Below are 25,436 nucleotides of genomic sequence, written 5' to 3'. Positions count from 1 at the left end.
TTTTTGGGATAAATTAATCCACAAAACATGAAAATTACAGCCAAAAATCATACCATAAGCAAAATAATCGCAAAAACGCTGTTAAGGTTATTTATCATTTTATTGGCCTTTGCTTCTTATCCGCTTTTTTTAGGACAGGAAGCAAAAAGCAAATTGAATCAAATCAGCCTTGCTTTTACGAACAAGATAGCTCTCATCGCTCCTATCTTGTTATTTTGCTTCATCATTGGATTAATGATCGCTGTGCTCAAGCACAAATATAACAGAATTGACCTAAATTGGCTATTTTCTCTTGCTACTATCTTTGGTATTTTATATTTGATATTATTGTATTCAAGAATTTACCCAACGATTGCTTAAGTGTAATTGCACAATTCGCCAAAGTTTCTAACTTTGGATTCTCCAAAAAGCTAATTACAGCCGAACAAGATTGGATGTATAATTTATATGGATAAAAAAAAAGGGCTAAAAATAGCCAAAAATATAGCAAAGATTGTCGTTACTGTGGGCGCCTTATACTGGGTATTCAGCAAGGTATCTCTAAAGGATCTGAAAGAAGCGGTAATCAACTCCAATCCGCTCTATCTATTCTTTGCTCTAGTTGCTTATAGTATCTCTATTTTTATTTCCTCTTCGCGCTTATTGACCTTTTTAAAGGCAATCGGTCTGGATGTTACGGAAAAATATAATTTAAAACTATACCAACTTGGCTTATTTTACAACCTCATTTTACCAGGTGGCGTTGGGGGAGATGGTTATAAGATATTCTTCCTCAGGAAACGATTCAATATTAAAGGACGAAAATTATTTACAGCCTTATTTTTAGATAGATTAAGCGGACTATGGGCACTATGCCTAATCATTGCAGCGCTGGTTACCTATATGCCACAGCTAGGGATTCCAAACTATCTGACCATCATATTATTTATTATAGGGAGCGTTCTCTATTACTTTATCGTAACCAAGTTCTTTAAGGAATACAAGGCAACATTTCTAAGAGCACATTTAAAGGCTATTGGTGTACAATCAATGCAGGTTCTCGCAGCAATTCTCATTCTTTATGCCTTAGGTTTTAGCGGTAAGTTCTCTCCGTACCTATTTTTATTCCTTGCATCTTCTTTGGTTTCAATCATTCCGTTTTCTGTTGGGGGATTGGGCATGCGTGAACTTGTGATTATGTGGGGAGCTGGCATATTCCAGGTAGACTCTCACAATGCGGTTTTGATCACCTTATTATTTTATATTATTTCCGCTCTCGTTGCTCTTTCGGGGATTTACTTTATCTTTCATCCGCAGGCAATTGGAGAGGACAAATTACCTTCCGCAGAAGAAGTTGAACAAAGTCAAAAACTAGAAGAATAAACATGGCAAATATTATTATTACAGGCGCAAGCAGTGGTGTTGGATTTGAAGCGGTACTGGATTTGACCTCTAAAAAGGACAATAAAGTAATTGCATTGGCTAGATCAGCGGACAAACTGAGAAAACTTCATGAAATTGCCGGTCAGCTAAATTATGATGGTGGCACTTTATATCCGGCCCAATTTGATATTGTCTACGATGACTATGCTACTCTTGTTCCCTTCATCCAATCAAAATTTGATAAGGTTGATATCTTGATTAACAATGCTGGAGCACTCATCAATAAGCCATTTATGGAAACTGATGGAAAGGATTTTGCTGAAATGCTACAAACCAATGTGATGGGACACGTCAATATGATCCAACACGTTGTTCCCATGATGCAATCAGGCTCACATATTGTCAATATTAGCAGTATGGGCGGATTTCAGGGATCCATGAAGTTTCCCGGACTTTCGGCATATTCAACCAGCAAAGCTGCATTAGCAGTGCTTACAGAATGCTTAGCAGAGGAATTTAAGGAAAAGGGAATTAAAGTGAACTGTCTAGCCTTAGGATCTGCACAGACTGAAATGTTCGAAGCTGCTTTTCCAGGCGTTGAAGCGGGTACTTTAGCCTTTGAAATGGGACGCTATATTGCAGATTTCGCTCAAAATGGGCATCACTATTTCAATGGGAAAATACTTCCTGTCGCCAATACAACACCCTAACTGGAATAGCGCACTTCAAAGAGATATCCCTTGTTCTAATACAGTCAGGTTGATCTAATATAGTCAGGACCATTTAATGTACGATTAAATGGTCCCGATTTCTTTAAGCTTATTTGATCCGGAAAAAATATTAAGATTCGCGGCATTCAGTTGATTAAATCAATTTGTCTTCAGTTTAAGCCATTTCGTAAGGTCATCCATCAATTGTTCATTAAAGCTCTCTGAGTTTTCAAAATATTCTTCAATTTTTCCTGTTTGCGCATTTTGAAAAAGGTGATTCAAATTAGGATAATCCTTAATGATGACGTCGGTGGTGTTTAAATGCAGGTGTTGCAGACAATAGATGTTTTCATTCGCCGGGACTTGAACATCCTTTCCGCCGAAGGAAGCGAAAATCGGTACTTTCACCTGCTTCAGATAATAAGCTGGATCGATGCGAAGAAACGTTCTAAACCAGGGGCTCATCATTGGACTAAGTTTAATCTTCATATCAGGAGACAGTGGATTCCCGTTATTTTGCTGAATAAGTTCTTTTTCCAACGATTCGGCCAACGCCTTTGGTGGCTCGTCTTTCAATAGAATAGTATACAATTTTCGATTATTTGCTTTATTGGTCTGCAATGCAGCTTCAGATAATCCGCCCGCTTTTCCTAAAGCATAGCTTTGTAAAATCAGCAAAGAATCTCCTTTGATCACAGGTCCAGACAGGAGTGCAATATAGTTTACTTTACTATTCTCGGATGCCACGATTTCGGCAATTAGCGCTCCCTCACTATGGCCAATCATCCCGATTTTATCCACATCAACTACAGCTTTTTTGCTTAGAAAATCAACTGCAGCGTTAGCATCAGAAGCGAAGTCAATCGTTGTCGCTAAATTAACTTCTCCTTTGGAGCCACCTACTCCCCTGTCATCGTAACGTAATACGGCAAAACCGTTTTTCGTAAGATGATCAGCAAGCACCTTAAATGGCCTGTGACCAAACACCTCAGAATCTCTATTTTGTTGACCACTACCATTGACTAATACCACCGCAGGAAATGGCCCTCCATTTTTAGGATAAGTCAGAGAGCCCGTCAGAAATGCATTGCCTGCACTATTTCTAAACGAAACTTCCTCTTCCATATAGCTATAAGGGGGGAAAACATCCTGCTTACGAGAAAGCCCACTCTGTTCGTTCTCGCTTCGTACCAAAATCATAGCAGATTCAAAAGGACCTTGTTTCATCACTCCTTTCATAACATCTTTATCCCGGTCTAAAAAGCCAGCATACAGAAGACCTATATTCCTAACGTCCATCCAAATGGAATCGTGCTCTATACGTATTTGAGTGATTGCAAATTTCTGCGCTGTTTGCATCGGACTCTCAAAGGTTCCATTCCACTTCCCTGTGCTATCTTTTTGAATGTTGAACACCAGCAGCAACTTCTTCCCCGAAACCTTAACCTCGCCCTTCCATGAGCCATCAAATGTCTGCGCGTGGGTACATGAAAAATGAAAACAAATGATAAATAGATATAAAAATTTTCTCATTGTCGTTTTTTACTAGAAATTAAACTGTATGCATAAATCCAATATAAAATATAATGCCACAAATACTATACTGATTTCAATCTTCTTATTATTAACGGCTACATTCATACCCTTAACCAATAAATAGAATTGGTAGAATAGCAATAACAAACTGATTATTCCAAACATACCAAATAAAAATAGCTCAGTTTTATCAACTCCGGCCAATGTATGATCGCCGTTTTGCACTGCTTTTAATACTTGATCCGTGAATTTATCCTGGTTTAACAATTTCCCTAAAAATAAGGCAAGATAGAGCGGAAATGGTATAATCAAAACGACATTCATGACATCAATGATTCTGGTCTTTCTGTTTAATAACAACCCTGCACCGTAAAGAAATGTAAAAGGAGCCAAAACCATACAGGCATGAACGCCCAAGACAGCCCATATGGAAACCCCTATATCTGGTTGATAGAAATGCATAAATCCATTAAACTGCTGGCCCGATAAATAAATAATATAGCTTGATAACAAAAATCCGATAACACCAGCAAAGAATAGTTTCCACTCCGGCAATTCCGCAAATGGATTCTGAAAAATCTGTTTAACTTTCATTTTTTAAGAATTGAGATAAGCGCAGCTGTTCGATTTCTACTGGATTTTGGGTTCCAATAAGTAATATCTTACCAGTTTCCAAGGTAAGTTGTAAGCCCATATTACCACGAGCTGAAAAAGCCAGCCCTTTCTGCCCTCTCCGAAAACCCCATCCACCAAACTCACCAATCGGGTTATATTTTCGTACTTCAACAGCACGAATATCTGTCCAACGTGCTCTTTTACGATAGAAATTAAATGGAAAAAAATAGACTTCAATTCCATCTTCACGAATAGTAGTTCTTAATCGTAGAACGCCAAACAATCCCCATAATACCAAATTGATCCAAAACCCCGGTAATTGAAATAATGGAGCAAAATTCAACCGCAAGAGCTCATGCCAGTGCACAGAAAAACTGGCCACGCTGACAGATAAAAGGATCAGACAGAGCCACCAGCTAAAAAAAGATTGGCTTTCGGTATAAAGCGTATTATTTTTCATCTTGATATAATTCTTTGTTTATCAATCATTCGATTGCCCAGACTGCTAAATACTTCTATTTCTGCCATTATTGTTTGTATGATCAAGCGATTTCAATTTGCGAATCAGATCATCGAGAATATTACGGACCGTCGGATAGGATTTGCCCATCTGATTTGCCATTTCTTTTAAACTCCCTGAGTGCATCAAAAAATTCAAAACAAATTCTTGCTCCTCTACAGTAAGCTGCATCAACACAGGTAAAGAAAACTTACCTACAACTTCGGTTTCACAGGAGTCACACACCAATTTAGCGACTTTTAACTTCGCTTCACAACAAGGGCAATCAACCGGTATTTTTTTCATTAAATAATAACATCATTAACATTATTAAAGATAATATTAATAATGTTAAAACAAAAGATTATAAAATCAATATTTTTCAAAAATCATTGCTTAATGATATATTTGTATCATTAAATAACGTTTATGAAGAAGTTTTTAGGCTATTTCCTATCTATTATATTTTGGTTTTGTTTTGGTTTATCCCTAATTATTTTCCACCCCATACAGTGGTTATGTTTAAAGCTGGGTGGATACAATGCACATAAAAAGAGTGTAGATATATTAAATGCCTGCCTCGTTGCCTGCTATTACACGCTATTTAATCGGGTGACATTTATCGACAATAAAAATATTCCAACAGGACAACCCATTGTCTTTGTAGCAAATCATCAAAGTACTTTTGATATTCCTCCAATGATCTATTTCTTGCGTAGATTTCATGGGAAATTTATTTCTAAAATAGAACTTGCCAGTGGCATACCTAGCATCTCCTTCAACTTAAAACATGGTGGTGCCGCAAATATAGATCGCAATGACCCCAAACAATCTATTGCTGAAATATTGAAACTTGCCAATAATATGAAAACCAAAAACTGGTCCGCGTTTATTTTTCCAGAGGGAACAAGATCGAAAACCGGAAAAATGAAGGCCTTTCATGTTGGTGGAATTGCCACTTTACTAAAGAAAAATCCGAATGCACTCGTTGTTCCTATTGCCATTAGAGGATCATATGAAATGGTACAATATGGTATGTATCCATTAACCCCATTTCTTCATATGACCTGGGAAGTGCTAGAACCTTTGGATACGGAGGGTAAGAATATTGAGGAGATCGTTAAATTAGCTGAGGAAGCAATAAAATTAAAGGTCGAAAAATAGGAATAAGCTACTTGACCTGCCTTCCTTTCCAGTCGTACTTCCCTACATTGCCCAATATGCCTATATAAGCCAGATAAAGGATATGAGCCAAGCTCAATAAAGGAAGATACCATAAGAGTTCCTTTCTGCTTGCGAACCTTGTCAAAGGTTCAATAAAAATAAATTCGACGACCATCTTTAATAGCAATGCAAAAAGTACAACCCAAGCAACGAATTTTACACCGAAAAGAGCAAGAACCGAAGCTACCAAAATCAATAAATTAAAGAACCAAATGGAAATCCCTAATGCGATGACACCTTTATTTTTATATTTGGTACTTTTTGAAGCCCAGCGTCTGCGCTGACTAATGAATGACTTCAAATCCGGTTTGGCATCCGTATAAACAACAGCATCTTTTGATTTACAAAACGTTATTCGCTCGGGATATTGTTCTGCTACCTTATGTAAAAAAAGTTCATCATCACCGGATGCAAGCTCGTCGATCCCTTTAAATCCGCCCATTTGTTTAAAAATATCCTTTCGATAGGCCAAATTAGCACCATTACAGGTCGTTGGTTTTTTGTTACCAATACCTGCAGCGCCCAGACCTATCAAATACAAAAATTCCAGGGTCTGCAGTCGTTCAAAAAAACTCTTTTCTTCTGAATACACCACTGGAGAAGATTGTAGATAAGCACCTTCTTTCTCAAATGTGCTGATAACCGTTGCTAACCAGTTCGACCCCATGCGGCAATCTGCATCAGTGGTAATAATAATTTCACCTTGACAGCATTCTATCGCCCTTGAAATTGCTAGTTTCTTATACGAATTCAAACGCCCGTTTTCATTCAATTGAATAAGCTTAACACCTTTCTCTTCATATTCTTTCACAATCAAAGACGTATTGTCATCTGAATGGTCATCGATAATAATGAGCTCCAGGAGCTCATTAGGATAATTCTGCCCGAGTATGGATTCAATGGTGCGTCTAATATTTAACTCCTCATTCCGCGCAGCAATAATCACAGATACGGTCATTGTTGGCCTAATAGAACGGTTAGGTTCTGAAATCAAGGACCAGCCTCTGCGCATCCATAAAACTAGAATTGCATATACGCAGGCAAAAATGATCAATAAATAGTTAAGAATTTGTATCACCGAAAAAATTAATCTTAAAAACAAAAATAGAACCAAATATAGCTGGAAGAATCAAATTAACGAACCAAATACAGGAAACAATAGCCATTACAGCAATCTCTTGTGTGGTAATATAGCTATATAGATTGCTAGCAACAAAACTTCTCACACTGAAATCAAAAATATCCAATGTAGGCAGAGCTGCCTGAACAAAAAACAGGATAAAAATCATCAGAATCATGGATAAAAGTGGTAGCTCAGGCAAAGTTAGCTTCATCAAGATGATATACTGCGAAGTAAAAATAACAAATCGCGCCAAAGAATTTAAAAGAACAATACTGAGCTCACGCATTGAATAGTGCTCCAATACTTCAAAGAAGGGCTTAATTCGCGTCAAAAACTTAATTTTCCCGACCAATAAATCGATCCATTTTACATTGAAATATAAGATGACAAATCCTCCAGCATAGATAATAGCAAGTAGCCATACCCCAAATTGTACTGTTAAAGGAGTAGAAAGAAATTTACAGATAAACCAGGCGATACTTAGTGATCCCGCAACGCTTGTGAGCACCAATTGCGCAAATAATCCAACGCCCATCGCTACGGCTCCTTTTGCTCGATGTTGGGGCTGTAGAAAAAGTACCCGCCCGCCATATTCGCCAATCCTATTGGGTGTAAAAATAGCCCAGGTAAGCCCGCAGAAAACGGATTGGAAAGCCTTCCAAAATGAAATATGCTCCAGTTTAGATGCAAGATACCGCCATTTCACAACTTCAAGCAACCAGTTGACAAGCATTAAAACCACAATTAAAATAAGGGTCCAAACAACCGAATGCTGCTCCAAACCGGCAATTAGGGTTTTGAACTTCTCAATATTGCTTCTATCGGATACCTTCACAACGATATACCAGGTCGCTAGGGCGAAAACCAGTATCTTCAATAAAAGACTGATGTATTTTTTTTGTCTTCCAGTCAACTTTTGATAATTAGAGAGCAATGTTACTAAATTTTAGCCAAATGATTAAGTTTTGTCGAACGCAATCCGCGAATAAAACGCAAAATTTGTATTATTGTATATGCAGAAGGAAAAGGCGAAAGAAAGAATAATTTTAGGTATAGACCCCGGAACAGTAATACTTGGGTATGGTATCATCAAAGAAGTCGGCAATAACATATCCTTGGTCTCAATGGGGGTCATCAAAATGGGACATTTAGATGACCATGCCCTAAAACTACAACGTATATTCAAAAAAACTTCTGCTCTAATGCAGGAATACAATCCCGACTGCGTAGCTCTTGAATCACCATTTTATGGAAAAAACATACAGGTCATGCTCAAATTAGGGCGAGCGCAAGGTGTTGCCATGGCGGCGGCGCTGGCGCAAGATATCCCAATCTTTGAATATTCTCCAAGAAAGATAAAACAATCCGTTACAGGAAATGGAAATGCTACAAAGGAGCAGGTTTCCGCTATGCTAAAAAATCTATTAAAATTTGAGGAAACACCACAATTTTTAGATGCCACCGACGGATTGGCAATCGCTGTCTGCCACTCCTTTCAGAAAAATGCAGTATCAGGCAGCAGCAAGTCGTACACTGGATGGTCCGCCTTTATCAAAGACAACAAAGATCGGATCAAGTAATTACATTTGTACCTGACGAATCACATTCTTCACATTCAACTCAACAATATCCGTCATCGTCTTACACTTGAGGTAAGAGTTATTTTGATAAAATTCAGCGTAGCCCTCACGTAACTGTTTGATATTCTCCTGCGTAGAAAGGACCTGCGTTTGCGAAGCATCCCTTAGATCAGCGATCCGATGTCTTTCACTCCGGACTCTATGCACAATGGAAGAACGCTCCTCCTGTTGGTATTGCAGCACAGTTTTTTCATTTAGATGCTCCATTGCTAATTTGACGTAGGGAAGATTCTCCTTAAAAAATTGAGGCATATATACTTTCGGATTTCCTTCATAAAACTGCTGGTCAAAATCTATTGCCCGAATTCGAAACTGGAAATCATCAAAATCTGGTGTAATCTGCATCACAAAATTGTAGGCCCTCATATCCCCCAACAAGGTAATAATACATCGTTCATTAAACTTGACAAATTCTTTGGAAATCCGGGTCAGATTATAATCAGGCGAGAACATACGTGTTTTCGAAAAAGTGTCCCCGGGGATTCCAACAATATGTTCTTCAACCAAAGTATCATGGTCTACCATATAATTCACCTGATTTGGCGACAATATTTCTTCTAACTCCAATCCATATATTCGCGACGCATCGGCTTGCTTGATGTAAAAATAATCGTACACATCATTTAAACGGTTTACGATACGAATACGAAATGGTTTAGTATTGCCAAAGCCACAGTACTCTACACGATCAATATACTTATGCTGGACGATTCGCGTATTACCTGATGCTTTCAGTTTAGCATAAATCACCTTCAATCCGTCATACAATTGATCGATAAGATATTGCGGATACAGTGGAGTCTCCCAAAAAGTATCGTTGCCAAATTTATCCATGACAGGTACTGTCTCCGTAAAATTCAGTAGATCTTTATATCCTATCGGCAACTTTTCGTCTCGCTGATACAGCTTAAGGTATTTATGAAGTCCTTCCCCTACTTCAAAAATTGGTTTCTTTTTCGAAATCTTTACATCTTGAACTTCTTCCATCTCTATTCCGTATTTTATTTTTCGTTTACTCAAACATCACACAGTCTGCTACATTTTGCCCCATCATATGCTAAATTCGAACTGATTAGATTTTCAATATGCCAACTGTTTTTCCTACTTCTAAAAAAGGCAATACTAAATTAATTTATCATAATCTTGATATTAAACATGAAAACAATCACTTAACCTATAATAAGATCATCATGAAACAATTATAATCACTTTCAATCAAAAACATATAACATTATCAATATGAATAAGTATTTTTTATTAAATTTACATCTATAAACCGAAAATTCTTAGTAATTTTGAAATAAATTTAATTATTTTAGCTATTGGTCAGATCTTGATGCAACGACCAATTAATGAACACAAAAACCATTGTTAATGGAAAATCAATATGCAAACTATGATTTAGACAATTTGGATATCCAAATCTTGTCTATTCTAATGAACGATGCCTCTATTCCTTATACAGAAATAGCAAAAAAGCTAATTGTATCAGGTGGTACAATTCACGTTAGAATGAAGAAGATGGAAGAACTAGGTATCATTAGAGGGTCAAATCTAATTATCAATCCTCAAAAAGTCGGATTTGATATCACGGCCTTTTTGGGTATCTATCTTGAAAAAGGTTCACAATATGCAGATGCGGTAGATAAATTGAAAGAAATCAAAGAAGTGGTCGAATTACACTATTGTACTGGCCAATACAGTATTTTTGCAAAAATTATCTGTAGAGATACAGTTCACCTGAGAAAAGTATTGAATGAAGATATTCAATCCGTACCAGGGATTCAACGTACCGAGACGATCATCTCTCTTGAGGAGAGTATCAAACGTCAAATCAGCTTAGTCTAGTATAAAAAAAGCTTCCATAAAAATGGAAGCTTTTTTTATACTATCTTTTCTAACATTGCGATATAGAGATCGATCCCTGCTCTAATTTCATCGATATAGATAAACTCATCTGCCATATGCGACCGCGCGCTATTGCCAGGTCCCAGCTTCAGAGAAGGGACAGGAATAAGAGCCTGATCGCTCATCGTCGGTGAACCATATACTTTACGTCCCAGTAGAATGCCTGCTTTGACGATTGGATGCGTTTCAGGAATAGAAGAAGACTTCAGGCGCGTCGATCTCGCTGTGACCTCTGATTTTACATGAGACTTGATAATATCCAACGTCTCTTCATTCGAATAAGCATCTGTGGTTCTGACATCGACAACAAAGTTACAAGTAGCCGGTACCACATTGTGCTGTGATCCCGCCTGAATCACGGTTACCGACATCTTAATTGGGCCTAAAGTTGAAGAAGTCCTTTCAAATGTATAATTTTGAAACCATTCAATATCCTTGATCGCTTTATAGATAGCATTATCGCCCTCATTACGTGCGGCATGTCCAGCAGTTCCTAAAGCGGTACAATCCAACACCATCAGCCCCTTTTCTGCAATTGCCAAATCCAATAAGGTAGGTTCACCCACAATTGCAAAATCAATTGGACCGATATCATCCAAAACAGATTCTACACCGTTCTTACCTGAGATCTCTTCTTCAGCACTGGCGACCAGACAGAAGTTATACTTCAACTCCGTCTGCTGGTAAAAATACAAAAATGTAGCTATCAATGATACCAAACAGCCCCCAGCATCATTGCTTCCCAATCCGAACAATTTACCTTCCTCTACAGTTGCTGCCAAAGGATCTCTCGTATAACCCGTATTTGGTTTAACTGTATCGTGATGCGAATTAAGCAATATCGTAGGTTTAGTGATATCATAATGGGCGTTATATACCCAGACATTATTGCCTTTCCGATGTGTTTTTATATCACGCTCCTGAAAGAAGCGATCAATTAAATCTGCCGTGAACTCTTCCTCTTTACTTAAAGACGACAGTCCAATTAATTGTTTTAAAAGGGCCAGCGCATCTTCAAATAGACGCTGTTTATCCTTCATGGTATAGTCCTCCTGCTTTATCCGCAGACAGTTTAATTCCCTTTATAAAAGCAGAACTAAAACCGTTATGTTCCATTTCGTTCAATCCCGCTATTGTACATCCCTTTGGTGACGTCACCTTATCAATCTCTCCTTCTGGATGAGCATTGGTATGCAATAGCAAATCAGCAGCGCCTTTTGCAGTTTGAACTGCCATTTTTAATGCGTCATGCGCATGAAATCCGATTTCAACTCCACCTTGTGAAGCCGCGCGAATAGCACGCAGGAAGAACGCAATACCGCAGGCACACAATGCCGTTGCCGATGTCATCAGGTCTTCATTAATGACAACCACTGAACCAACAGTTTCAAACATCTTCTCAACCTCCTTCAAACTATCGTCCGAAGCATTGTCGCTGGCGATACAAGTCATTGATTGAGCTATTGCTATTGCTGTGTTGGGCATTGCCCGTATAACTGTGGCATCTGCACCCAACTCTGCTTTCAAATCAGCACAAGAGACTCCTGACACAATAGAGACAAAAATCTGATTTGTCTTGTCAATGACTGGAGCGACTTCCACCAATACCTTTTTTAGTTGTTGAGGTAGTATTGCGAAAACAACAATATCAGCCCCCTTTACAGCGAGCCTATTATCATTACTTACTGAGAAGCCCTGGCTCGCTTCTTCGGCCAGTGCATTCAAATTTCTCCTCGTCAATGTAATATCGGCAGCATTGGCAAATTCACTTTTTACAAGTCCTTTTGCCAAAGAAAGACCGATATTACCGCTTCCGATAATGGTGACCTTTTTCATAGCGATCGTTGGGTTTAGGTTAGATTTTTATTTTAATGTCAAGCAAGTGCCAAATTGTCCTTGTTGAAACAAATGCAAATTATTAGCATTTCCAATATAGACCTCTTGAACACCTTTATTTATAGCATTGAATGCATTTTGCAACTTAGGAATCATCCCGTCATTCACCACGCCGGATTCCTTAAGATGTTCAAACTCTTCTGACTTAATCGTTGGGATTACTGAATTCTCATCTGTTACATCGCGTAAAACGCCGTTCTTCTCAAAACAATAAACCAGAGAAGTTTCATATAATGAAGCCAAAGACACCGCCAATGAAGAAGCTATAGTATCCGCGTTGGTATTGAGCAATTGTCCAAGGCCATTGTGTGTAATAGCTGAAAACACAGGAACAAAGCCTGCTTCCAAAAACTTCTTGATGGCCAGGGTATTTACAGAGTCATGCAACAAATCACCTACAAAGCCATAATCGATATCTTTTACAGGACGCTTTATAGCTTTTATGACATCCCCATCAGCTCCAGTTAATCCGACGGCATCGCATTTCAAATTTTGCAACTTAGCAACGATTGTCTTGTTTGTCAATCCAGCGTATACCATTGTTACAATGCGTAACATTTCCTCATTTGTCACACGACGCCCTTCTATCATTTGGGCTTCAATTCCAAGTTCACTAGCCAGGCGAGTCGCTATTTTACCACCGCCATGTACAAGAATCTTTTTCCCTGACAATGCAGAGAACTTTTCCAAAAAAGAATCCAATTGGCGTTCATCATCAATAATATTCCCGCCAATTTTAATTATATTTAATACACTATTAGCCATTACGCAACTTTTCCCAATAAAAATAGTTTTTTAATAATCTATAGGATTGGACTATGCCAAATCCTCTAACATACGTTTCAAAACAACCTGAGCAGCCCATACACGGTTGCTAGCCTCTTTAATCACGAGTGAATTTGGTCCATCTAAAATCTCAGAAGACAATTCAAGATCTCTTCTTACTGGCAAACAATGCATTACTTTGGCATCATTCGTCAAATTGAGCTTCTTGTTATCCATCATCCAATCTTCATCAACACCATATACCTCGCCATATTCTTGATAAGAAGACCAGTTTTTCACATAGACAAAATCAGCATTCTTTAAACTTTCTTCAAGATTATTAGATATGGTTGCTCCAGCGGTAAATTCTTCACTTAACTCATAGCCCATAGGTTGAGCTATCGTAAAATCAACCAATCCCTCTTCTTGTGCTTTGCACATCCATTCTGCGAAAGAATTAGGTACCGCTTGAGGTAATGCCTTAACATGCGGAGCCCAAGCCAATACCACTTTCGGCTTTTCAGTCTTCTTGTACTCAGTGATGGTAATCATATCTGTCAAACTCTGCAGTGGATGGCGTGTTGCACTCTCTAAGGAAACAACAGGAACACCACAGTACTTAATGAATTTGTTGAACAGGTCTTCACTATAATCCTCTTCACGATCTTTCAATTTTGGAAAGGAACGAAGTCCCAAAATATCACAATACTCACCCATAACAGCAGCGGCCTCGCGAATATGTTCAACAGTTGTCCCGTTCATCACAACACCATCCTGTGTTTCAAGCGCCCAACCATCTTTATCCATATTCATGACCATCACATTCATGCCCAAATTCATTGCCGCTTTTTGTGTGCTCAGACGCGTACGCAAACTCGGATTCAAAAATACAAGTCCCAACGTTTTATGTTGACCAAGGTCCTGATTGTCATATGGTGCCGCTTTCAAAGCTAACGCTTCTTGAACAACGTCCGCTACACTAGACACATCCTTAACAGAGAAAAACTTTTTCATCTATATTTATTTATTCGAGTGCATTTTCAACGAGCAATCAATAGGCCCGTCACACTCAGTATATATTCTAACTACTACAGCGCAATCAAATTTACATGAGCCAATGTGTGGCTATTGGATAATTTGATCGACAGCTTTAAGGTTCTATGCAACCGTTACTGCTTTGATATGTGCTTTCAATGCCGATAAAAACTGATCAGCATGATCTTTCGTAATATTCAAAGCAGGCAACAAGCGAATCACAAAAGGCTTAGCCTCCCCTGTAAAGATACGGTTCTTTACCAAGAGATCTTTCTTCACATGGGCCAAAGATTCAGGTAGTTCTATACCGATCATTAATCCTCGGCCTCTCACTTCGACAATTTCCTCGATTTGCTTAAGCTCATCAATAAGATATTGTCCGACTTGAGCCGCATTCTCCATCAGTTTATCTTGTTGGATAATCTCCAATACAGCCAGTGCGGCAGCACATGCGAGATGATTGCCACCAAATGTCGTCCCCAAACTCCCGTAAGTCGCTTTAAATTTGGGCGATATACTGATTGCACCAATTGGAAAACCATTGCCCATACCTTTTGCCATCGTGTAAATATCGGCTTCAACGCCTGAATAGTCCTGCGCATAGAATAAGCCTGTTCTTCCATACCCACATTGCACTTCGTCCGCAATAAACACAGCATTATATTGATCACAAAGAGAGCGAATCAACTGAAGAAACGATACTGACGCTTCTCTGATTCCACCTACGCCCTGGATACTTTCTACGATAACAGATGAAATTTCATTACCATATGATGCGAAAGCCTCAGTCAAAGCCGCTTCATCATTGAAAGGAAGAAATACAATATTATCGGTCTCGTTGACGGGAGCCACGATACTCGGGTTATCTGTTGCCGCTACGGCCAATGAGGTTCTTCCATGAAACGCTTTTGAAAACGCTATGACTTTTTTTCGCTTATTGTAAAAAGATGCCAGCTTCAATGCGTTTTCATTTGCTTCCGCGCCAGAATTGCAAAGAAATAAATCATAATCAACCTTTCCCGAAACTTCCCCTAACAATCGGGCAAGTTCACGCTGAATTGGAATCTCGACAGAGTTGGAATAGAACCCAATACGGTTCAATTGTTCTGTGATGCGTTGTACATAATGTGGGTGCGTGTGTCCGATCGATATCACAGCATGGCCACCATACAAGTCCAAGTAAGCATTTCCTTCGGCATCCCACACCGTTGATCCATTAGCCTTTACTATGTTAATGGGATTAATGGGATAAACATCAAATGGTTTCATCTTAATGAATTATAGATTGATAAACGAAATAGCTAGTAATAGAAAAAGCTATCAGATTTTAGCAATACAAATATATTAGTTATAACGGTAGGAATGGTCATAAAATAAAAAAAGCCCCCTTAAAAAGAGGACTTTTTTATGCTAGATCAGAAGAAGACTATTCTCCGTCTACTTTTTCTTCACCTTCTACTTCAGCTTTAACTTCTGCAGGAGCTTCAGTTTCAGCAGTAGTAGCTTTTTTAGCACCACCACGACGACGAGTAGCTTTTTTCTCAGCAGCAGCAGCTTTTTTACCGTAGATTTCGTTGTAATCAACTAGTTCGATGAAAGCCATTTCCGCGTTATCACCTAAACGGTTTTCCATTTTAATGATACGAGTGTAACCACCTGGACGGTTAGCTACTTTTTCAGAAATTTCGCGGAATAAGATAGAAACAGCGTCTTTATCTTTCAAATAAGCGAATACTGTACGACGAGAGTGTGTTGTGTCGTTTTTAGATTTAGTAATCAAAGGCTCAACATACGTACGTAAAGCTTTAGCTTTAGCCAAAGTAGTTGTAATACGTTTGTGTAGGATTAATGATGTTGCCATGTTAGCCAACATTGCTTTTCTATGGCTATCCGTACGGCCTAAGTGATTTACTTTTTTTCCGTGTCTCATTTTGATTTTATTATACTAATCGTACCGTTTTTGTATATGTCATTTATGTGAACATCACATATCCAGACAGCCAAAAGGAATTACGACTAGTGGTCGCTTAATAAATTATTATTCTTCGTCTAATTTGTATTTTGCCAAGTTCATTCCGAATGATAAACCTTTCGATTTAACCAACTCTTGGATTTCGCTTAACGATTTTTTACCGAAGTTTCTGAATTTCAACATATCAGCTACGTCATAAGTTACCAACTCAGCCAATGTGCGAATATCCGCAGCTTTCAAACAGTTCAATGCGCGAACTGAAAGATCAAGATCTACTAATTCTGTTTTCAAGATCTTACGCATATGTAAGATTTCTTCATCAACAACTTTAGTTTCTTCTTTCGTTTGAGACTCAAGAAGCATATTCTCATCAGAGAATAAAATAAAGTGTTGAATTAAGATCTTAGCAGCTTCTTTCAAAGCTTCTTCGGGGTGAATTGAGCCATCAGTAGAGATATCCAACAACAATTTCTCGTAGTCAGTCTTTTGCTCTACACGGTAATTCTCAATGGTATATTTAACATTCTTGATCGGAGTAAAGATCGAATCGATTGCGATAACACCTACTGGAGCATCAACAACTTTATTCTCATCAGCATTTACGTATCCACGACCTTTGGCAATACTCAATTCCAATTCAATTGTCACTGAATTATCCATGTTACAGATTACCATGTCTGGGTTTAAGACCGTAAAGTTATTAGAGAATTTTGTGATATCACCAGCTAAGAATTGCTCTTGACCATTGATTACTACAAATACCTTTTCGTTGTCACCAATCTCACCTGTTTTTTTGAAACGAATTTGTTTCAAGTTCAAGATAATTTCAGTTACGTCTTCAACAACACCTTTGATCGTTGAAAATTCGTGCGAAACGCCAGAAAACCTTATCGACGTAATTGCATATCCTTCTAAAGAGGACAATAGAATACGGCGCAAAGCATTACCAATGGTTACACCAAAACCAGGCTCCAATGGACGAAATTCAAACGTACCATCAAAATCCGTAGATTTTTGCATGATAACTTTATCCGGTCTTTGAAATGCTAAAATTGCCATTTATTTTCTTTTAATGTTTTATTTGTAATAATAATTGTAATACAATAGAAGATGCATACCCCAAAAATTGGACTATGCATTCTTCTATTTTATTTATTATTTAGAGTATAACTCAACGATTAAGTTCTCTTTGATGTTTTCAGGAATGTCAGCTCTTTCTGGATAGCTTAAGAAAGTACCTGTCAATTCTTTCGCATTCCACTCTAACCAAGAAAATTTGTTTACAGTACGACCTGCAACTGAATTTGTGATGGCTTCAAGTGTTTGAGAACGTTCACGAACTGCTACAACGTCACCTGGACGCAAGCTATATGATGGAATGTTAACAACTTCGCCGTTAACAGTAACGTGTTTATGGGATACCAACTGACGAGCAGCGGCACGAGAAGTAGCGATACCTAAACGGTAAACTACGTTATCCAAGCGAGCTTCTAACAATTTCAAGAAGATCTCACCTGTAATACCTTGTTTAGAGGCAGCTTTAACAAATAAGTTTGAGAACTGACGCTCCAATACACCGTAAGTGTATTTTGCTTTTTGTTTTTCTAACAACTGAATAGCATATTCAGATTGTTTACCTCTGCGTTTAGAAGCTCCATGTTGTCCAGGAGGGTAATTTTTCTTTTCTAACGCTTTATCTGGGCCGAAGATCGGCTCTCTAAATTTACGGGCAATTTTGGACTTAGGTCCTGTATATCTAGCCATTTTCTTTTACAATTAAAGTATCTATCAGCCTATAGCCGATGAATCTTATCTTTAAATTAATTAAACTCTTCTGCGTTTTGGAGGACGACAACCGTTGTGAGGAAGTGGAGTGATATCTTTGATAGTAGTCACATCGATTCCTACTGTTTGCAATGTTCTGATTGCCGATTCACGACCAGCACCAGGTCCTTTAACAAACACTTCAACTTTACGTAAACCCAAGTCGTGAGCAACTTTTCCACAGTCTTGTGCAGCTTGACCAGCAGCGTATGGAGTGTTCTTTTTAGAACCACGGAAACCCATTTTACCAGCACTAGACCAAGAAATAGTTTGACCTTGATTATTTGTCAAAGTTACAATGATATTGTTAAACGTTGCGTTAATGTGAGCCTGACCTACAGGTTCGATAACAACGATACGCTTTTTTGCAGCTTTTTTAGTTTTAGCCATTTCTTATTTATTATTTAGTAGCTTTTTTCTTGTTTGCAACTGTCTTACGTTTACCTTTACGAGTACGTGAGTTGTTTTTAGTACGTTGACCACGAACTGGTAAGTGTTTACGGTGACGCAATCCACGGTAACAACCGATATCCATTAAACGTTTGATGTTTAATTGAATTTCAGAACGCAATGCACCTTCCACTTTCAATTCGTCGTTAATGATGGTACGAATTGCTGCCAATTGCTCATCATTCCACTCTTGTACCTTCACATCTTCGCTGATACCAGCTTTTTCCAAGATATATTCAGCTCTTGTACGACCGATACCAAAAATATAGGTAAGGCCGATCACACCTCTTTTGTTTTTAGGTAAATCAATACCTGCTATCCTTGCCATATAATATTAAGCTATTATTTTTTTAATGAATTAACCCTGACGTTGTTTAAACTTTGGGTTCTTTTTGTTGATTACAAAAACTTTACCTTTACGACGGATGATCTTACAGTCCGCGCTACGTTTTTTTATTGATGCTCTTACTTTCATGATATTTATTTTTTCAAAAGCTTGCGCTAATACAAGGGCTTACAGCTATTTATAGCGATAAGTAATCCTTCCTTTAGTCAAATCATACGGAGACATTTCCAATTTAACTTTATCACCAGGTAAAATTTTGATATAGTGCATGCGCATTTTACCAGAAATATGGGCAATGATTTCATGTCCATTTTCCAACTCTACCCTAAACATAGCATTAGAAAGTGCCTCTCTAATTATACCGTCTTGTTCTATTGAGGCTTGTTTAGCCATATATTCTCGATTAAATTTAATTTAAAAGCCTGCGAACAGGAGTGCAAAGATAAATAAAAATAATTGAAAACCAACTACTTTTTGTTCAAAACTTTCTCTACATGTTCGAATGTCAGCAACACATCTGGTTCTCCTTTTCGGATTGCAACCATCTGTTCGAAGTGCGCCGATAATTTCCCATCCACTGTACTTACTGTCCAACCATCATCCCAAAAACGAACACCCGCACGCCCCGCATTGATCATCGGTTCGATACAAATAACCAAACCTTCTTCCAATTTAGGACCAGCACCTCGTTTTCCATAATTAGGAACCTCAGGTTTTTCATGTAAGTGATAACCAACTCCGTGTCCAACCAGCTCGCGAACAATTCCGAATCCGAATTTGCTCACATACTCCTGAACAGCTGAAGAAATATCCCCAACACGTTTACCAGCCACCGCCTGTTCAACACCTTTGTACAATGATTCCTTTGTTACATCCAATAACAACTGTGCTTCCTCAGATATTTCACCTACACCAAAGGTGTATGCGGAATCACTGATAAAGCCGTTCAGATTGACACCACCATCGACCGAAACAAGATCTCCATCTTTAATTTCATAATCACTTGGAAAGCCGTGTACAATTTGATCGTTGACAGATATACACAAAGAATATGGAAATCCCTGATAATTTAAGAACGCAGGCGTCCCGCCGTTATCATGAATATACTCATAAGCTAATTTATCAAGAGATATAGTCTTTACCCCAGGTTTAATCACTTTTGCGATTTCACCAAGCAATTGCGAAAGCACATCTGCTGACTTCCGCAATTGCTCTATATCTTCTGCTGACTTATAAAATACTTTAGACATCTAAAGAAATTAAATTGCCGAATGATCCATTCCCTCAACAGACGCGGCCGAACGACCTTTAATACGACCTGTTTTCATTAATCCATCGTAATGACGCATCAATAAATGAGATTCGATCTGTTGCAAAGTATCCAACACCACACCTACTAAAATCAATAATGACGTACCACCGTAGAAGTGCGCAAATTGATTATTAATACCAAACAAACTTGCAATAGCAGGTAGAATAGCAATGATCGCTAAGAAAATTGCACCTGGAAATGTAATATTTGATATTACGCGGTCTATAAAATTACTAGTTTCCAATCCCGGTTTAATACCCGGTACAAAACCTCCGTTCTTCTTCATGTCGTCCGACATCTGTTGTGGGTTCACCATAATCGCTGTATAGAAAAACGTAAATGCGATAATTAACACCGCAAATGTCACGTTATATGCTACAGACGTATAGTTACTCAACGAAGTCAAAAATTCCGACTGAAGATTTGGGAAGAACTGTCCTAAACTCATTGGCACAAACATGATTGCCTGCGCAAAAATGATAGGCATTACACCTGCAGCATTTACCTTTAACGGTATATACTGACGTACTCCACCGACTTGCTTGTTTCCAACGATTTTCTTCGCGTATTGTACAGGGATCTTACGAACACCTTGTACGATCAAGATTGTAAAGATCACAACAAAGAACAAAGCTACAAATTCAAGCAACAATGGAATTGGACCACCACCACCTTTCGCCATTCTAGAAACCCATTCCGCAGTGATACCACTTGGCAATTGAGCGATAATACCAGTCATGATGATCAAAGAAATACCATTACCGATACCTTTATCAGTAATTTTTTCCCCTAACCACATCACAAATAAAGTACCGCCTGTCAAAACTATAGCAGTTAGAATAGTGAATAATGGGTCAGCTATTGTCTTAGCACTTGGCTCGATTTGAGTTCGTACATAAGCAAAAGCCTGAAGCAAAGTAATCCCTAAAGTTAAATAGCGAGTAATTTGATTCATTTTTTGACGACCACTTTCCCCTTCCTTCTGCATCTTTTGGAAGTAAGGAACCGCGATGCCCAGCAATTGAACAACAATGGATGCCGAGATATATGGCATTACCCCTAAAGCAAAGATAGCCGAACGAGAGAAAGATCCCCCCGCAAACATATCCAGTAAGCCCAATAAACCCTCTTTTTGACCAGAGGCCAAAGCATGAGGATTTACACCTGGTAATACCACGTGACATCCAATACGGTAAATCAAAAGAAAAAGTAAGGTATTTAGAATACGCGTACGTAAATCATCGATTTTCCAAATATTGGTTAAGGTTGTGATTAGTTTCTTCATTTATTAAATTTTAACGATAGAACCGCCTGCAGCTTCAATAGCTTTTTGAGCAGAAGCAGTAAACGCGTGCGCTGTTACTTCAACTTTAGCTTTCAATTCACCGCGACCCAAGATTTTAACTTTGTCATTTTTAGACACTAAACCATGAGCTTTCAATGCGTCGAAATCTACAGCTGTTAAATTGTGTTTCTCGATCAACGCTTGTAAAGTATCTAGGTTTACACCATTGTACTCAACACGGTTGATGTTTTTGAAACCAAATTTAGGCACACGACGTTGCAAAGGCATTTGACCACCTTCGAAACCGATTTTCGTAGAGTGACCTGAACGAGAACCAGCACCTTTGTGACCACGCGTTGAAGTACCACCACGACCAGAACCAGTACCACGGCCAATACGTTTGCTACTTTTTACTGCACCTTTTGCAGGTTTTAAATTACTTAAGTTCATTTTTAAACTAAATTGTGCTAGCCCTTCGCTCTCACTAAACAGGTACTAGCGATTAAAAAATAATGATTATTAATAACAAGTAATGGAAGAAGCCCAAAGACCTCTTCCATATGCTAATATTAAATAGTTTCGATAGCTACTAAATGGTTTACTTTACGTACCATTCCAATAATTGATGGAGTAGCTTCAACTTCTACTGAGTGGTTGATTCTTTTCAAACCCAATGCCTCAATAGTTTTCTTTTGGCGCTCGCTTCTGTCGATAACGCTCTTTATCTGGGTGATTTTGATTTTTGCCATGATAATTAACCGTTAAATACTTTATTCAAATCGACACCGCGGTGTTGTGCTACTGTATACGCATCACGCATTTCTGCTAAAGCAGTTACAGTTGCTTTTACCACGTTGTGTGGGTTAGAAGAACCTAATGATTTAGCCAATACATCTTTGATACCAGCAGACTCCAATACTGCACGCATTGCACCACCTGCTAAAACTCCCGTACCACCTACAGCTGGTTTAATCAAAACTGAACCACCAGAATATTTACCATATTGCGCGTGAGGAACAGTACCTTTGATAATAGGAACTTTTACCAAATTTTTCTTTGCGTCATCGATACCTTTCGTGATTGCTTCAGTTACCTCTTTAGCTTTACCTAAACCGTAACCTACGATACCGTTTTCATCACCTACTACAACAATTGCAGAGAAGCTGAAAGTACGACCACCTTTAGTAACTTTAGCTACACGTTGGATACTTACTAAGCGATCTTTTAATTCAATTTCGCTTGATTTTACTCTTTTTATATTGCTTAATGCCATTTCTTTCTATGATTAAAAGTCTAAACCGCCTTCGCGAGCACCTTCAGCCAAAGATTTGATACGGCCATGGTATAAGTACCCATTACGGTCAAAAACTACTTTATTAATACCTGCTGCTACTGCTTTTTCAGCCACCAATTTACCTACAGCTTTAGATTGATCAACCTTGTTACCAGATGCAACAAACTCTTTTGACAAGCTAGATGCAGCAACTAATGTTTTACCTGCATTGTCATCAATGATTTGCGCATAGATACCTTTGTTACTTCTAAAAACCGATAAACGTGGACGTTCAGACGTTCCAGCAAGGTTTTTTCTGATTCCTTTTTTGATTCTCTCTCTACGAGATGCTTTTTGTCCTGCCATGATTATTATTTTTTAGCTGATTTACCTGCTTTTCTTCTCAATACTTCACCTGCAAACTTAACACCTTTTCCTTTGTAAGGTTCTGGTTTACGGAAGCCACGGATTTTAGCCGCTACCTGACCGATCAATTGTTTGTCAGCACACTCTAAAGTGATTGTAGGGTTTTTACCTTTGTCAGCAGTAGTTGATACTTTAACCTCGTTTGGCAATACAAAAACAATCTGGTGAGAGAAACCTAAAGTTAACTCTAATACATTACCAGTACTTGAAGCACGGTAACCTACACCGACTAACTCTTGCGTAGTTTTGTAACCTTCAGTCACACCGTGAACCATGTTAGCCAACAGGGAGCGGTATAGACCGTGTAATGCTTTGTGTTTCTTTTGATCAGTTGGACGTGTTACAACGATATTGCCCTCTTCTTGAGCAATCGTGATGTCACGGTCAACTTGTTGTGTTAATTCGCCTTTAGGACCTTTTACTGAAACTAAGTTTTTGTCCGAAATAGTAACAGTTACCCCAGCAGGGATAGCGATAGGCGCTTTTCCAATTCTTGACATTTCTTTGTGCTTTTACCTAGATTAATAAACGTAACATAAAACTTCACCACCAACATTTTGAAGTCTAGCTTCTTTATCTGTCATTACACCTTTCGATGTTGACAAGATAGCAATACCTAAACCGTTCAAAACACGAGGCATAGTATCAACGCTTGCATACTTTCTTAAACCAGGTTTACTCACACGTGTCAACGTACGAATAGCCGGAATTTTGCTAATTGGATTATATTTCAATGCGATTTTGATCGTACCCTGTACGCCATTCTCATCGAATTTGTAATTAGCAATGTAACCTTTATCAAAAAGAACTTTAGTGATCTCTTTTTTTAGGTTCGATGCAGGAATTTCAACAACCCTGTGGTTGGCCTTGATGGCATTCCTTACTCGTGTAAGGTAATCCGCAATTGGATCTGTAGTCATTATATATGAAAATTTGTGACAGCGGTTTCCCTCCCAACCATTGGTATGGGACCTTCTATCTGTTAAACAATTTTAAAATGCAAAAACCCCGGCAATCCTCAGTTGAATTGCCCGGGCAAAATTAAGTATTTTTTTTTAATTACCAAGAAGCTTTTTTCACCCCTGGGATTTTGCCATCTAAAGCCATCTCACGGAAAGTTACACGAGAGATACCGAATTGACGCATATATCCTTTAGGACGGCCAGTCAATTTACAACGATTGTGTAAACGTACTGGAGAAGCATTTTTAGGTAATTTATCTAATGCAACGTAATCGCCAGCAGCTTTTAATTCTGCACGTTTTGCCGCATATTTAGCTACCAATTTAGCGCGTTTTACTTCGCGTGCTTTTAATCCTTCTTTAGCCATTGTTATTAGTATTTTGATTTTTAAATGGTAAACCGAATTGTTTCAACAATTCTAAAGCCTCAACATCATTTTGAGCAGAAGTCACGAAAGTGATATCCATACCTTGGATCTTGTTGATTTTATCAATGTTGATCTCAGGGAAAATGATTTGCTCAGTGATACCTAAGTTATAGTTACCACGTCCGTCGAAACCTTTATCGTTGATACCGCGGAAGTCACGAATACGTGGAAGCGATACTGCTACCAAACGATCCAAGAATTCAAACATATTGTTGTCACGTAAAGTAACACGTGCCCCTACAGGCATACCTTTACGTAATTTAAAGTTTGAAATATCTTTTTTCGATTTTGTAGCAACGGCTTGTTGACCTGTGATTAAAGTCAACTCAGCGATAGCGTTATCGATTAATTTTTTGTCAGCTGTTGCAGCTCCTACGCCTTGTGAAACAACGATTTTCTCAAGTTTAGGAACCTGCATAATACTTTTATACTGAAATTTTTCTTGAAGTGCTTTACGGATTTCTTCCGCATATTTCACTTTTAATCTTGGTACGTAAGTCATTATTTAATTTCCTCCCCTGATTTTTTAGCGTAACGAACTAATTTACCATCTGCATTTAACTTACGACCTACACGTGTAGTTGCACCTGTTTTAGGATCGATAACAGCTAAATTAGAGATGTGAATACCAGCTTCTTTCTCAATGATACCACCATTAGGATTAGCTGCACTTGGTTTAGTGTGTTTTTTTACGATGTTAGCGCCCTCAACGATAGCTCTATTTTTATCCACTAAAACAGTTAATACTTTTCCTTGAACACCTTTAGAGTTACCAGCGATAACTTTCACTAAATCACCTTTTTTAATTTTGATTTTGTGCGTAGTTGTTTTTGTTTTCTGTGCCAT

36 protein-coding genes are annotated in these 25,436 nt (G+C 38.3%); 6 read left to right on the top strand and 30 right to left on the bottom strand.

The window, feature by feature from the left end; all coding sequences use genetic code 11:
- Positions 1 to 27: 27 nt before the first annotated feature.
- The 3 genes from CBM24_RS02520 to CBM24_RS02510 all read left to right on the top strand — a co-directional run bounded on the left by CBM24_RS02520 (position 28) and on the right by CBM24_RS02510 (position 2,072).
- Positions 28 to 360 (top strand): hypothetical protein, encoded by a 333-nt coding sequence (locus CBM24_RS02520; protein ID WP_046674904.1) that lies wholly within the window; start codon positions 28 to 30, stop codon positions 358 to 360.
- Between the two features lie 87 nt (positions 361 to 447).
- Positions 448 to 1,362: a lysylphosphatidylglycerol synthase transmembrane domain-containing protein gene (locus CBM24_RS02515; protein WP_075990891.1), complete on the top strand. Its 915-nt coding sequence runs from the start codon at positions 448 to 450 to the stop codon at positions 1,360 to 1,362.
- A gap of 2 nt (positions 1,363 to 1,364) precedes the next feature.
- Positions 1,365 to 2,072, top strand: a complete 708-nt coding sequence (locus CBM24_RS02510) for an SDR family NAD(P)-dependent oxidoreductase (RefSeq protein ID WP_075990890.1) — start codon at positions 1,365 to 1,367, stop codon at positions 2,070 to 2,072.
- A 159-nt stretch (positions 2,073 to 2,231) separates the two neighbouring features.
- Here the strand turns inward: CBM24_RS02510 and CBM24_RS02505 are convergent, their stop codons facing one another.
- From CBM24_RS02505 to CBM24_RS02490, 4 genes are read right to left on the bottom strand one after another with little or no spacing between them, the layout of a single operon-like run.
- Positions 2,232 to 3,605, bottom strand: coding sequence for an alpha/beta hydrolase family protein (locus tag CBM24_RS02505; protein WP_088160101.1), 1,374 nt, complete (start codon positions 3,603 to 3,605; stop codon positions 2,232 to 2,234).
- A 12-nt stretch (positions 3,606 to 3,617) separates the two neighbouring features.
- Positions 3,618 to 4,202, bottom strand: coding sequence for a hypothetical protein (locus CBM24_RS02500; RefSeq protein WP_088160100.1), 585 nt, complete (start codon positions 4,200 to 4,202; stop codon positions 3,618 to 3,620).
- A complete protein-coding gene (locus CBM24_RS02495) occupies positions 4,192 to 4,683 on the bottom strand; it encodes a hypothetical protein (protein WP_088160099.1) in 492 nt (163 codons plus the stop codon). Before CBM24_RS02495 ends, CBM24_RS02500 begins: the two co-directional genes overlap by 11 nt.
- A 45-nt stretch (positions 4,684 to 4,728) precedes the next feature.
- Positions 4,729 to 5,028 carry a DUF2089 family protein gene (locus CBM24_RS02490; RefSeq protein WP_088160098.1) on the bottom strand — a complete coding sequence of 100 codons (300 nt, stop codon included), beginning with the start codon at positions 5,026 to 5,028 and terminating at the stop codon, positions 4,729 to 4,731.
- A gap of 123 nt (positions 5,029 to 5,151) precedes the next feature.
- Here CBM24_RS02490 and CBM24_RS02485 point away from each other — a divergent pair, with 123 nt between their 5' ends.
- The gene (locus tag CBM24_RS02485; protein ID WP_088160097.1) at positions 5,152 to 5,886 is read left to right on the top strand and encodes a lysophospholipid acyltransferase family protein; all 735 of its coding nucleotides are present in this window, start codon (positions 5,152 to 5,154) and stop codon (positions 5,884 to 5,886) included.
- 7 nt (positions 5,887 to 5,893) lie between these two features.
- Here CBM24_RS02485 and CBM24_RS02480 read toward each other — a convergent pair whose 3' ends face one another.
- Together CBM24_RS02480 and CBM24_RS02475 are read right to left on the bottom strand one after the other, a co-directional pair.
- Positions 5,894 to 7,024, bottom strand: a complete 1,131-nt coding sequence (locus CBM24_RS02480) for a glycosyltransferase family 2 protein (RefSeq protein ID WP_232475666.1) — start codon at positions 7,022 to 7,024, stop codon at positions 5,894 to 5,896.
- Positions 7,008 to 7,982 (bottom strand): lysylphosphatidylglycerol synthase domain-containing protein, encoded by a 975-nt coding sequence (locus CBM24_RS02475; RefSeq protein WP_075994618.1) that lies wholly within the window; start codon positions 7,980 to 7,982, stop codon positions 7,008 to 7,010. The genes CBM24_RS02480 and CBM24_RS02475 overlap by 17 nt, the downstream gene beginning before the upstream one ends.
- Positions 7,983 to 8,082: 100 nt before the next feature.
- On the opposite strand from CBM24_RS02475, the gene ruvC reads away from it, so the two are divergent.
- Positions 8,083 to 8,649, top strand: a complete 567-nt coding sequence (gene ruvC / locus CBM24_RS02470) for a crossover junction endodeoxyribonuclease RuvC (protein WP_088160095.1) — start codon at positions 8,083 to 8,085, stop codon at positions 8,647 to 8,649.
- Here the strand turns inward: ruvC and CBM24_RS02465 are convergent, their stop codons facing one another.
- Positions 8,650 to 9,696: a hypothetical protein gene (locus CBM24_RS02465; protein WP_046674895.1), complete on the bottom strand. Its 1,047-nt coding sequence runs from the start codon at positions 9,694 to 9,696 to the stop codon at positions 8,650 to 8,652. It lies immediately after the preceding gene.
- 387 nt (positions 9,697 to 10,083) lie between these two features.
- Here CBM24_RS02465 and CBM24_RS02460 point away from each other — a divergent pair, with 387 nt between their 5' ends.
- Positions 10,084 to 10,557, top strand: coding sequence for an Lrp/AsnC ligand binding domain-containing protein (locus CBM24_RS02460; protein ID WP_046674894.1), 474 nt, complete (start codon positions 10,084 to 10,086; stop codon positions 10,555 to 10,557).
- Positions 10,558 to 10,592: 35 nt separating this feature from the next.
- On the opposite strand, the gene CBM24_RS02455 is transcribed toward CBM24_RS02460, so the two are convergent.
- The 23 genes from CBM24_RS02455 to rplX form a co-directional block, all read right to left on the bottom strand.
- Positions 10,593 to 11,657: a M20 family metallo-hydrolase gene (locus tag CBM24_RS02455; RefSeq protein WP_088160094.1), complete on the bottom strand. Its 1,065-nt coding sequence runs from the start codon at positions 11,655 to 11,657 to the stop codon at positions 10,593 to 10,595.
- Entirely contained in the window at positions 11,647 to 12,453 is an 807-nt protein-coding gene (gene proC / locus CBM24_RS02450) for a pyrroline-5-carboxylate reductase (protein WP_075990881.1), read from the bottom strand. Before proC ends, CBM24_RS02455 begins: the two co-directional genes overlap by 11 nt.
- A gap of 27 nt (positions 12,454 to 12,480) precedes the next feature.
- A complete protein-coding gene (gene argB / locus CBM24_RS02445; protein WP_075990880.1) occupies positions 12,481 to 13,278 on the bottom strand; it encodes an acetylglutamate kinase in 798 nt (265 codons plus the stop codon).
- Positions 13,279 to 13,329: 51 nt separating this feature from the next.
- On the bottom strand, positions 13,330 to 14,292 hold the full coding sequence (locus CBM24_RS02440) for an acetylornithine carbamoyltransferase (RefSeq protein ID WP_075990879.1): 963 nt from the start codon (positions 14,290 to 14,292) through the stop codon (positions 13,330 to 13,332).
- 144 nt (positions 14,293 to 14,436) lie between these two features.
- Complete coding sequence (locus CBM24_RS02435; protein ID WP_088160093.1) at positions 14,437 to 15,582, bottom strand: aspartate aminotransferase family protein; 1,146 nt, start codon at positions 15,580 to 15,582, stop codon at positions 14,437 to 14,439.
- Positions 15,583 to 15,739: 157 nt separating this feature from the next.
- Complete coding sequence (gene rplQ, locus CBM24_RS02430; protein ID WP_088160092.1) at positions 15,740 to 16,243, bottom strand: 50S ribosomal protein L17; 504 nt, start codon at positions 16,241 to 16,243, stop codon at positions 15,740 to 15,742.
- A gap of 108 nt (positions 16,244 to 16,351) precedes the next feature.
- Positions 16,352 to 17,344, bottom strand: a complete 993-nt coding sequence (locus CBM24_RS02425; protein ID WP_046674887.1) for a DNA-directed RNA polymerase subunit alpha — start codon at positions 17,342 to 17,344, stop codon at positions 16,352 to 16,354.
- A gap of 96 nt (positions 17,345 to 17,440) precedes the next feature.
- Complete coding sequence (gene rpsD, locus CBM24_RS02420) at positions 17,441 to 18,049, bottom strand: 30S ribosomal protein S4 (protein WP_046674886.1); 609 nt, start codon at positions 18,047 to 18,049, stop codon at positions 17,441 to 17,443.
- 60 nt (positions 18,050 to 18,109) lie between these two features.
- Positions 18,110 to 18,499 (bottom strand): 30S ribosomal protein S11, encoded by a 390-nt coding sequence (gene rpsK / locus CBM24_RS02415; protein ID WP_046674885.1) that lies wholly within the window; start codon positions 18,497 to 18,499, stop codon positions 18,110 to 18,112.
- Positions 18,500 to 18,509: 10 nt separating this feature from the next.
- On the bottom strand, positions 18,510 to 18,887 hold the full coding sequence (gene rpsM / locus CBM24_RS02410; RefSeq protein ID WP_046674884.1) for a 30S ribosomal protein S13: 378 nt from the start codon (positions 18,885 to 18,887) through the stop codon (positions 18,510 to 18,512).
- A 30-nt stretch (positions 18,888 to 18,917) separates the two neighbouring features.
- On the bottom strand, positions 18,918 to 19,034 hold the full coding sequence (gene ykgO / locus CBM24_RS02405; RefSeq protein WP_013665024.1) for a type B 50S ribosomal protein L36: 117 nt from the start codon (positions 19,032 to 19,034) through the stop codon (positions 18,918 to 18,920).
- A 45-nt stretch (positions 19,035 to 19,079) separates the two neighbouring features.
- On the bottom strand, positions 19,080 to 19,298 hold the full coding sequence (gene infA / locus CBM24_RS02400) for a translation initiation factor IF-1 (protein ID WP_002997456.1): 219 nt from the start codon (positions 19,296 to 19,298) through the stop codon (positions 19,080 to 19,082).
- Between the two features lie 74 nt (positions 19,299 to 19,372).
- Positions 19,373 to 20,155, bottom strand: coding sequence for a type I methionyl aminopeptidase (map, locus tag CBM24_RS02395; RefSeq protein ID WP_046674883.1), 783 nt, complete (start codon positions 20,153 to 20,155; stop codon positions 19,373 to 19,375).
- Positions 20,156 to 20,164: 9 nt separating this feature from the next.
- Positions 20,165 to 21,502, bottom strand: coding sequence for a preprotein translocase subunit SecY (gene secY / locus CBM24_RS02390; protein WP_046674882.1), 1,338 nt, complete (start codon positions 21,500 to 21,502; stop codon positions 20,165 to 20,167).
- Positions 21,503 to 21,505: 3 nt separating this feature from the next.
- Complete coding sequence (gene rplO, locus CBM24_RS02385) at positions 21,506 to 21,952, bottom strand: 50S ribosomal protein L15 (protein ID WP_070570400.1); 447 nt, start codon at positions 21,950 to 21,952, stop codon at positions 21,506 to 21,508.
- A gap of 119 nt (positions 21,953 to 22,071) precedes the next feature.
- Positions 22,072 to 22,251: a 50S ribosomal protein L30 gene (rpmD, locus tag CBM24_RS02380; RefSeq protein WP_046674880.1), complete on the bottom strand. Its 180-nt coding sequence runs from the start codon at positions 22,249 to 22,251 to the stop codon at positions 22,072 to 22,074.
- A 5-nt stretch (positions 22,252 to 22,256) separates the two neighbouring features.
- Positions 22,257 to 22,775 (bottom strand): 30S ribosomal protein S5, encoded by a 519-nt coding sequence (rpsE, locus tag CBM24_RS02375; protein WP_075990876.1) that lies wholly within the window; start codon positions 22,773 to 22,775, stop codon positions 22,257 to 22,259.
- A 12-nt stretch (positions 22,776 to 22,787) separates the two neighbouring features.
- Entirely contained in the window at positions 22,788 to 23,150 is a 363-nt protein-coding gene (gene rplR, locus CBM24_RS02370; protein WP_172392455.1) for a 50S ribosomal protein L18, read from the bottom strand.
- Complete coding sequence (gene rplF / locus CBM24_RS02365) at positions 23,147 to 23,701, bottom strand: 50S ribosomal protein L6 (protein ID WP_088160090.1); 555 nt, start codon at positions 23,699 to 23,701, stop codon at positions 23,147 to 23,149. Before rplF ends, rplR begins: the two co-directional genes overlap by 4 nt.
- A 21-nt stretch (positions 23,702 to 23,722) precedes the next feature.
- Positions 23,723 to 24,124 carry a 30S ribosomal protein S8 gene (gene rpsH, locus CBM24_RS02360; RefSeq protein ID WP_223584601.1) on the bottom strand — a complete coding sequence of 134 codons (402 nt, stop codon included), beginning with the start codon at positions 24,122 to 24,124 and terminating at the stop codon, positions 23,723 to 23,725.
- A 136-nt stretch (positions 24,125 to 24,260) separates the two neighbouring features.
- Complete coding sequence (gene rpsN, locus CBM24_RS02355) at positions 24,261 to 24,530, bottom strand: 30S ribosomal protein S14 (protein WP_028071569.1); 270 nt, start codon at positions 24,528 to 24,530, stop codon at positions 24,261 to 24,263.
- Positions 24,523 to 25,092 carry a 50S ribosomal protein L5 gene (rplE, locus tag CBM24_RS02350; protein ID WP_046674875.1) on the bottom strand — a complete coding sequence of 190 codons (570 nt, stop codon included), beginning with the start codon at positions 25,090 to 25,092 and terminating at the stop codon, positions 24,523 to 24,525. Before rplE ends, rpsN begins: the two co-directional genes overlap by 8 nt.
- The gene (gene rplX, locus CBM24_RS02345) at positions 25,092 to 25,436 is read right to left on the bottom strand and encodes a 50S ribosomal protein L24 (protein WP_070570406.1); all 345 of its coding nucleotides are present in this window, start codon (positions 25,434 to 25,436) and stop codon (positions 25,092 to 25,094) included. The genes rplE and rplX overlap by 1 nt, the downstream gene beginning before the upstream one ends.

This window comes from Sphingobacterium sp. G1-14, assembly GCF_002196555.1.
GTDB classification, from domain to species: Bacteria; Bacteroidota; Bacteroidia; order Sphingobacteriales; family Sphingobacteriaceae; genus Sphingobacterium; species Sphingobacterium siyangense.
Note: the sequence above shows the minus strand (reverse complement) of the source record. Positions and strands in the feature narration are given on the sequence as shown.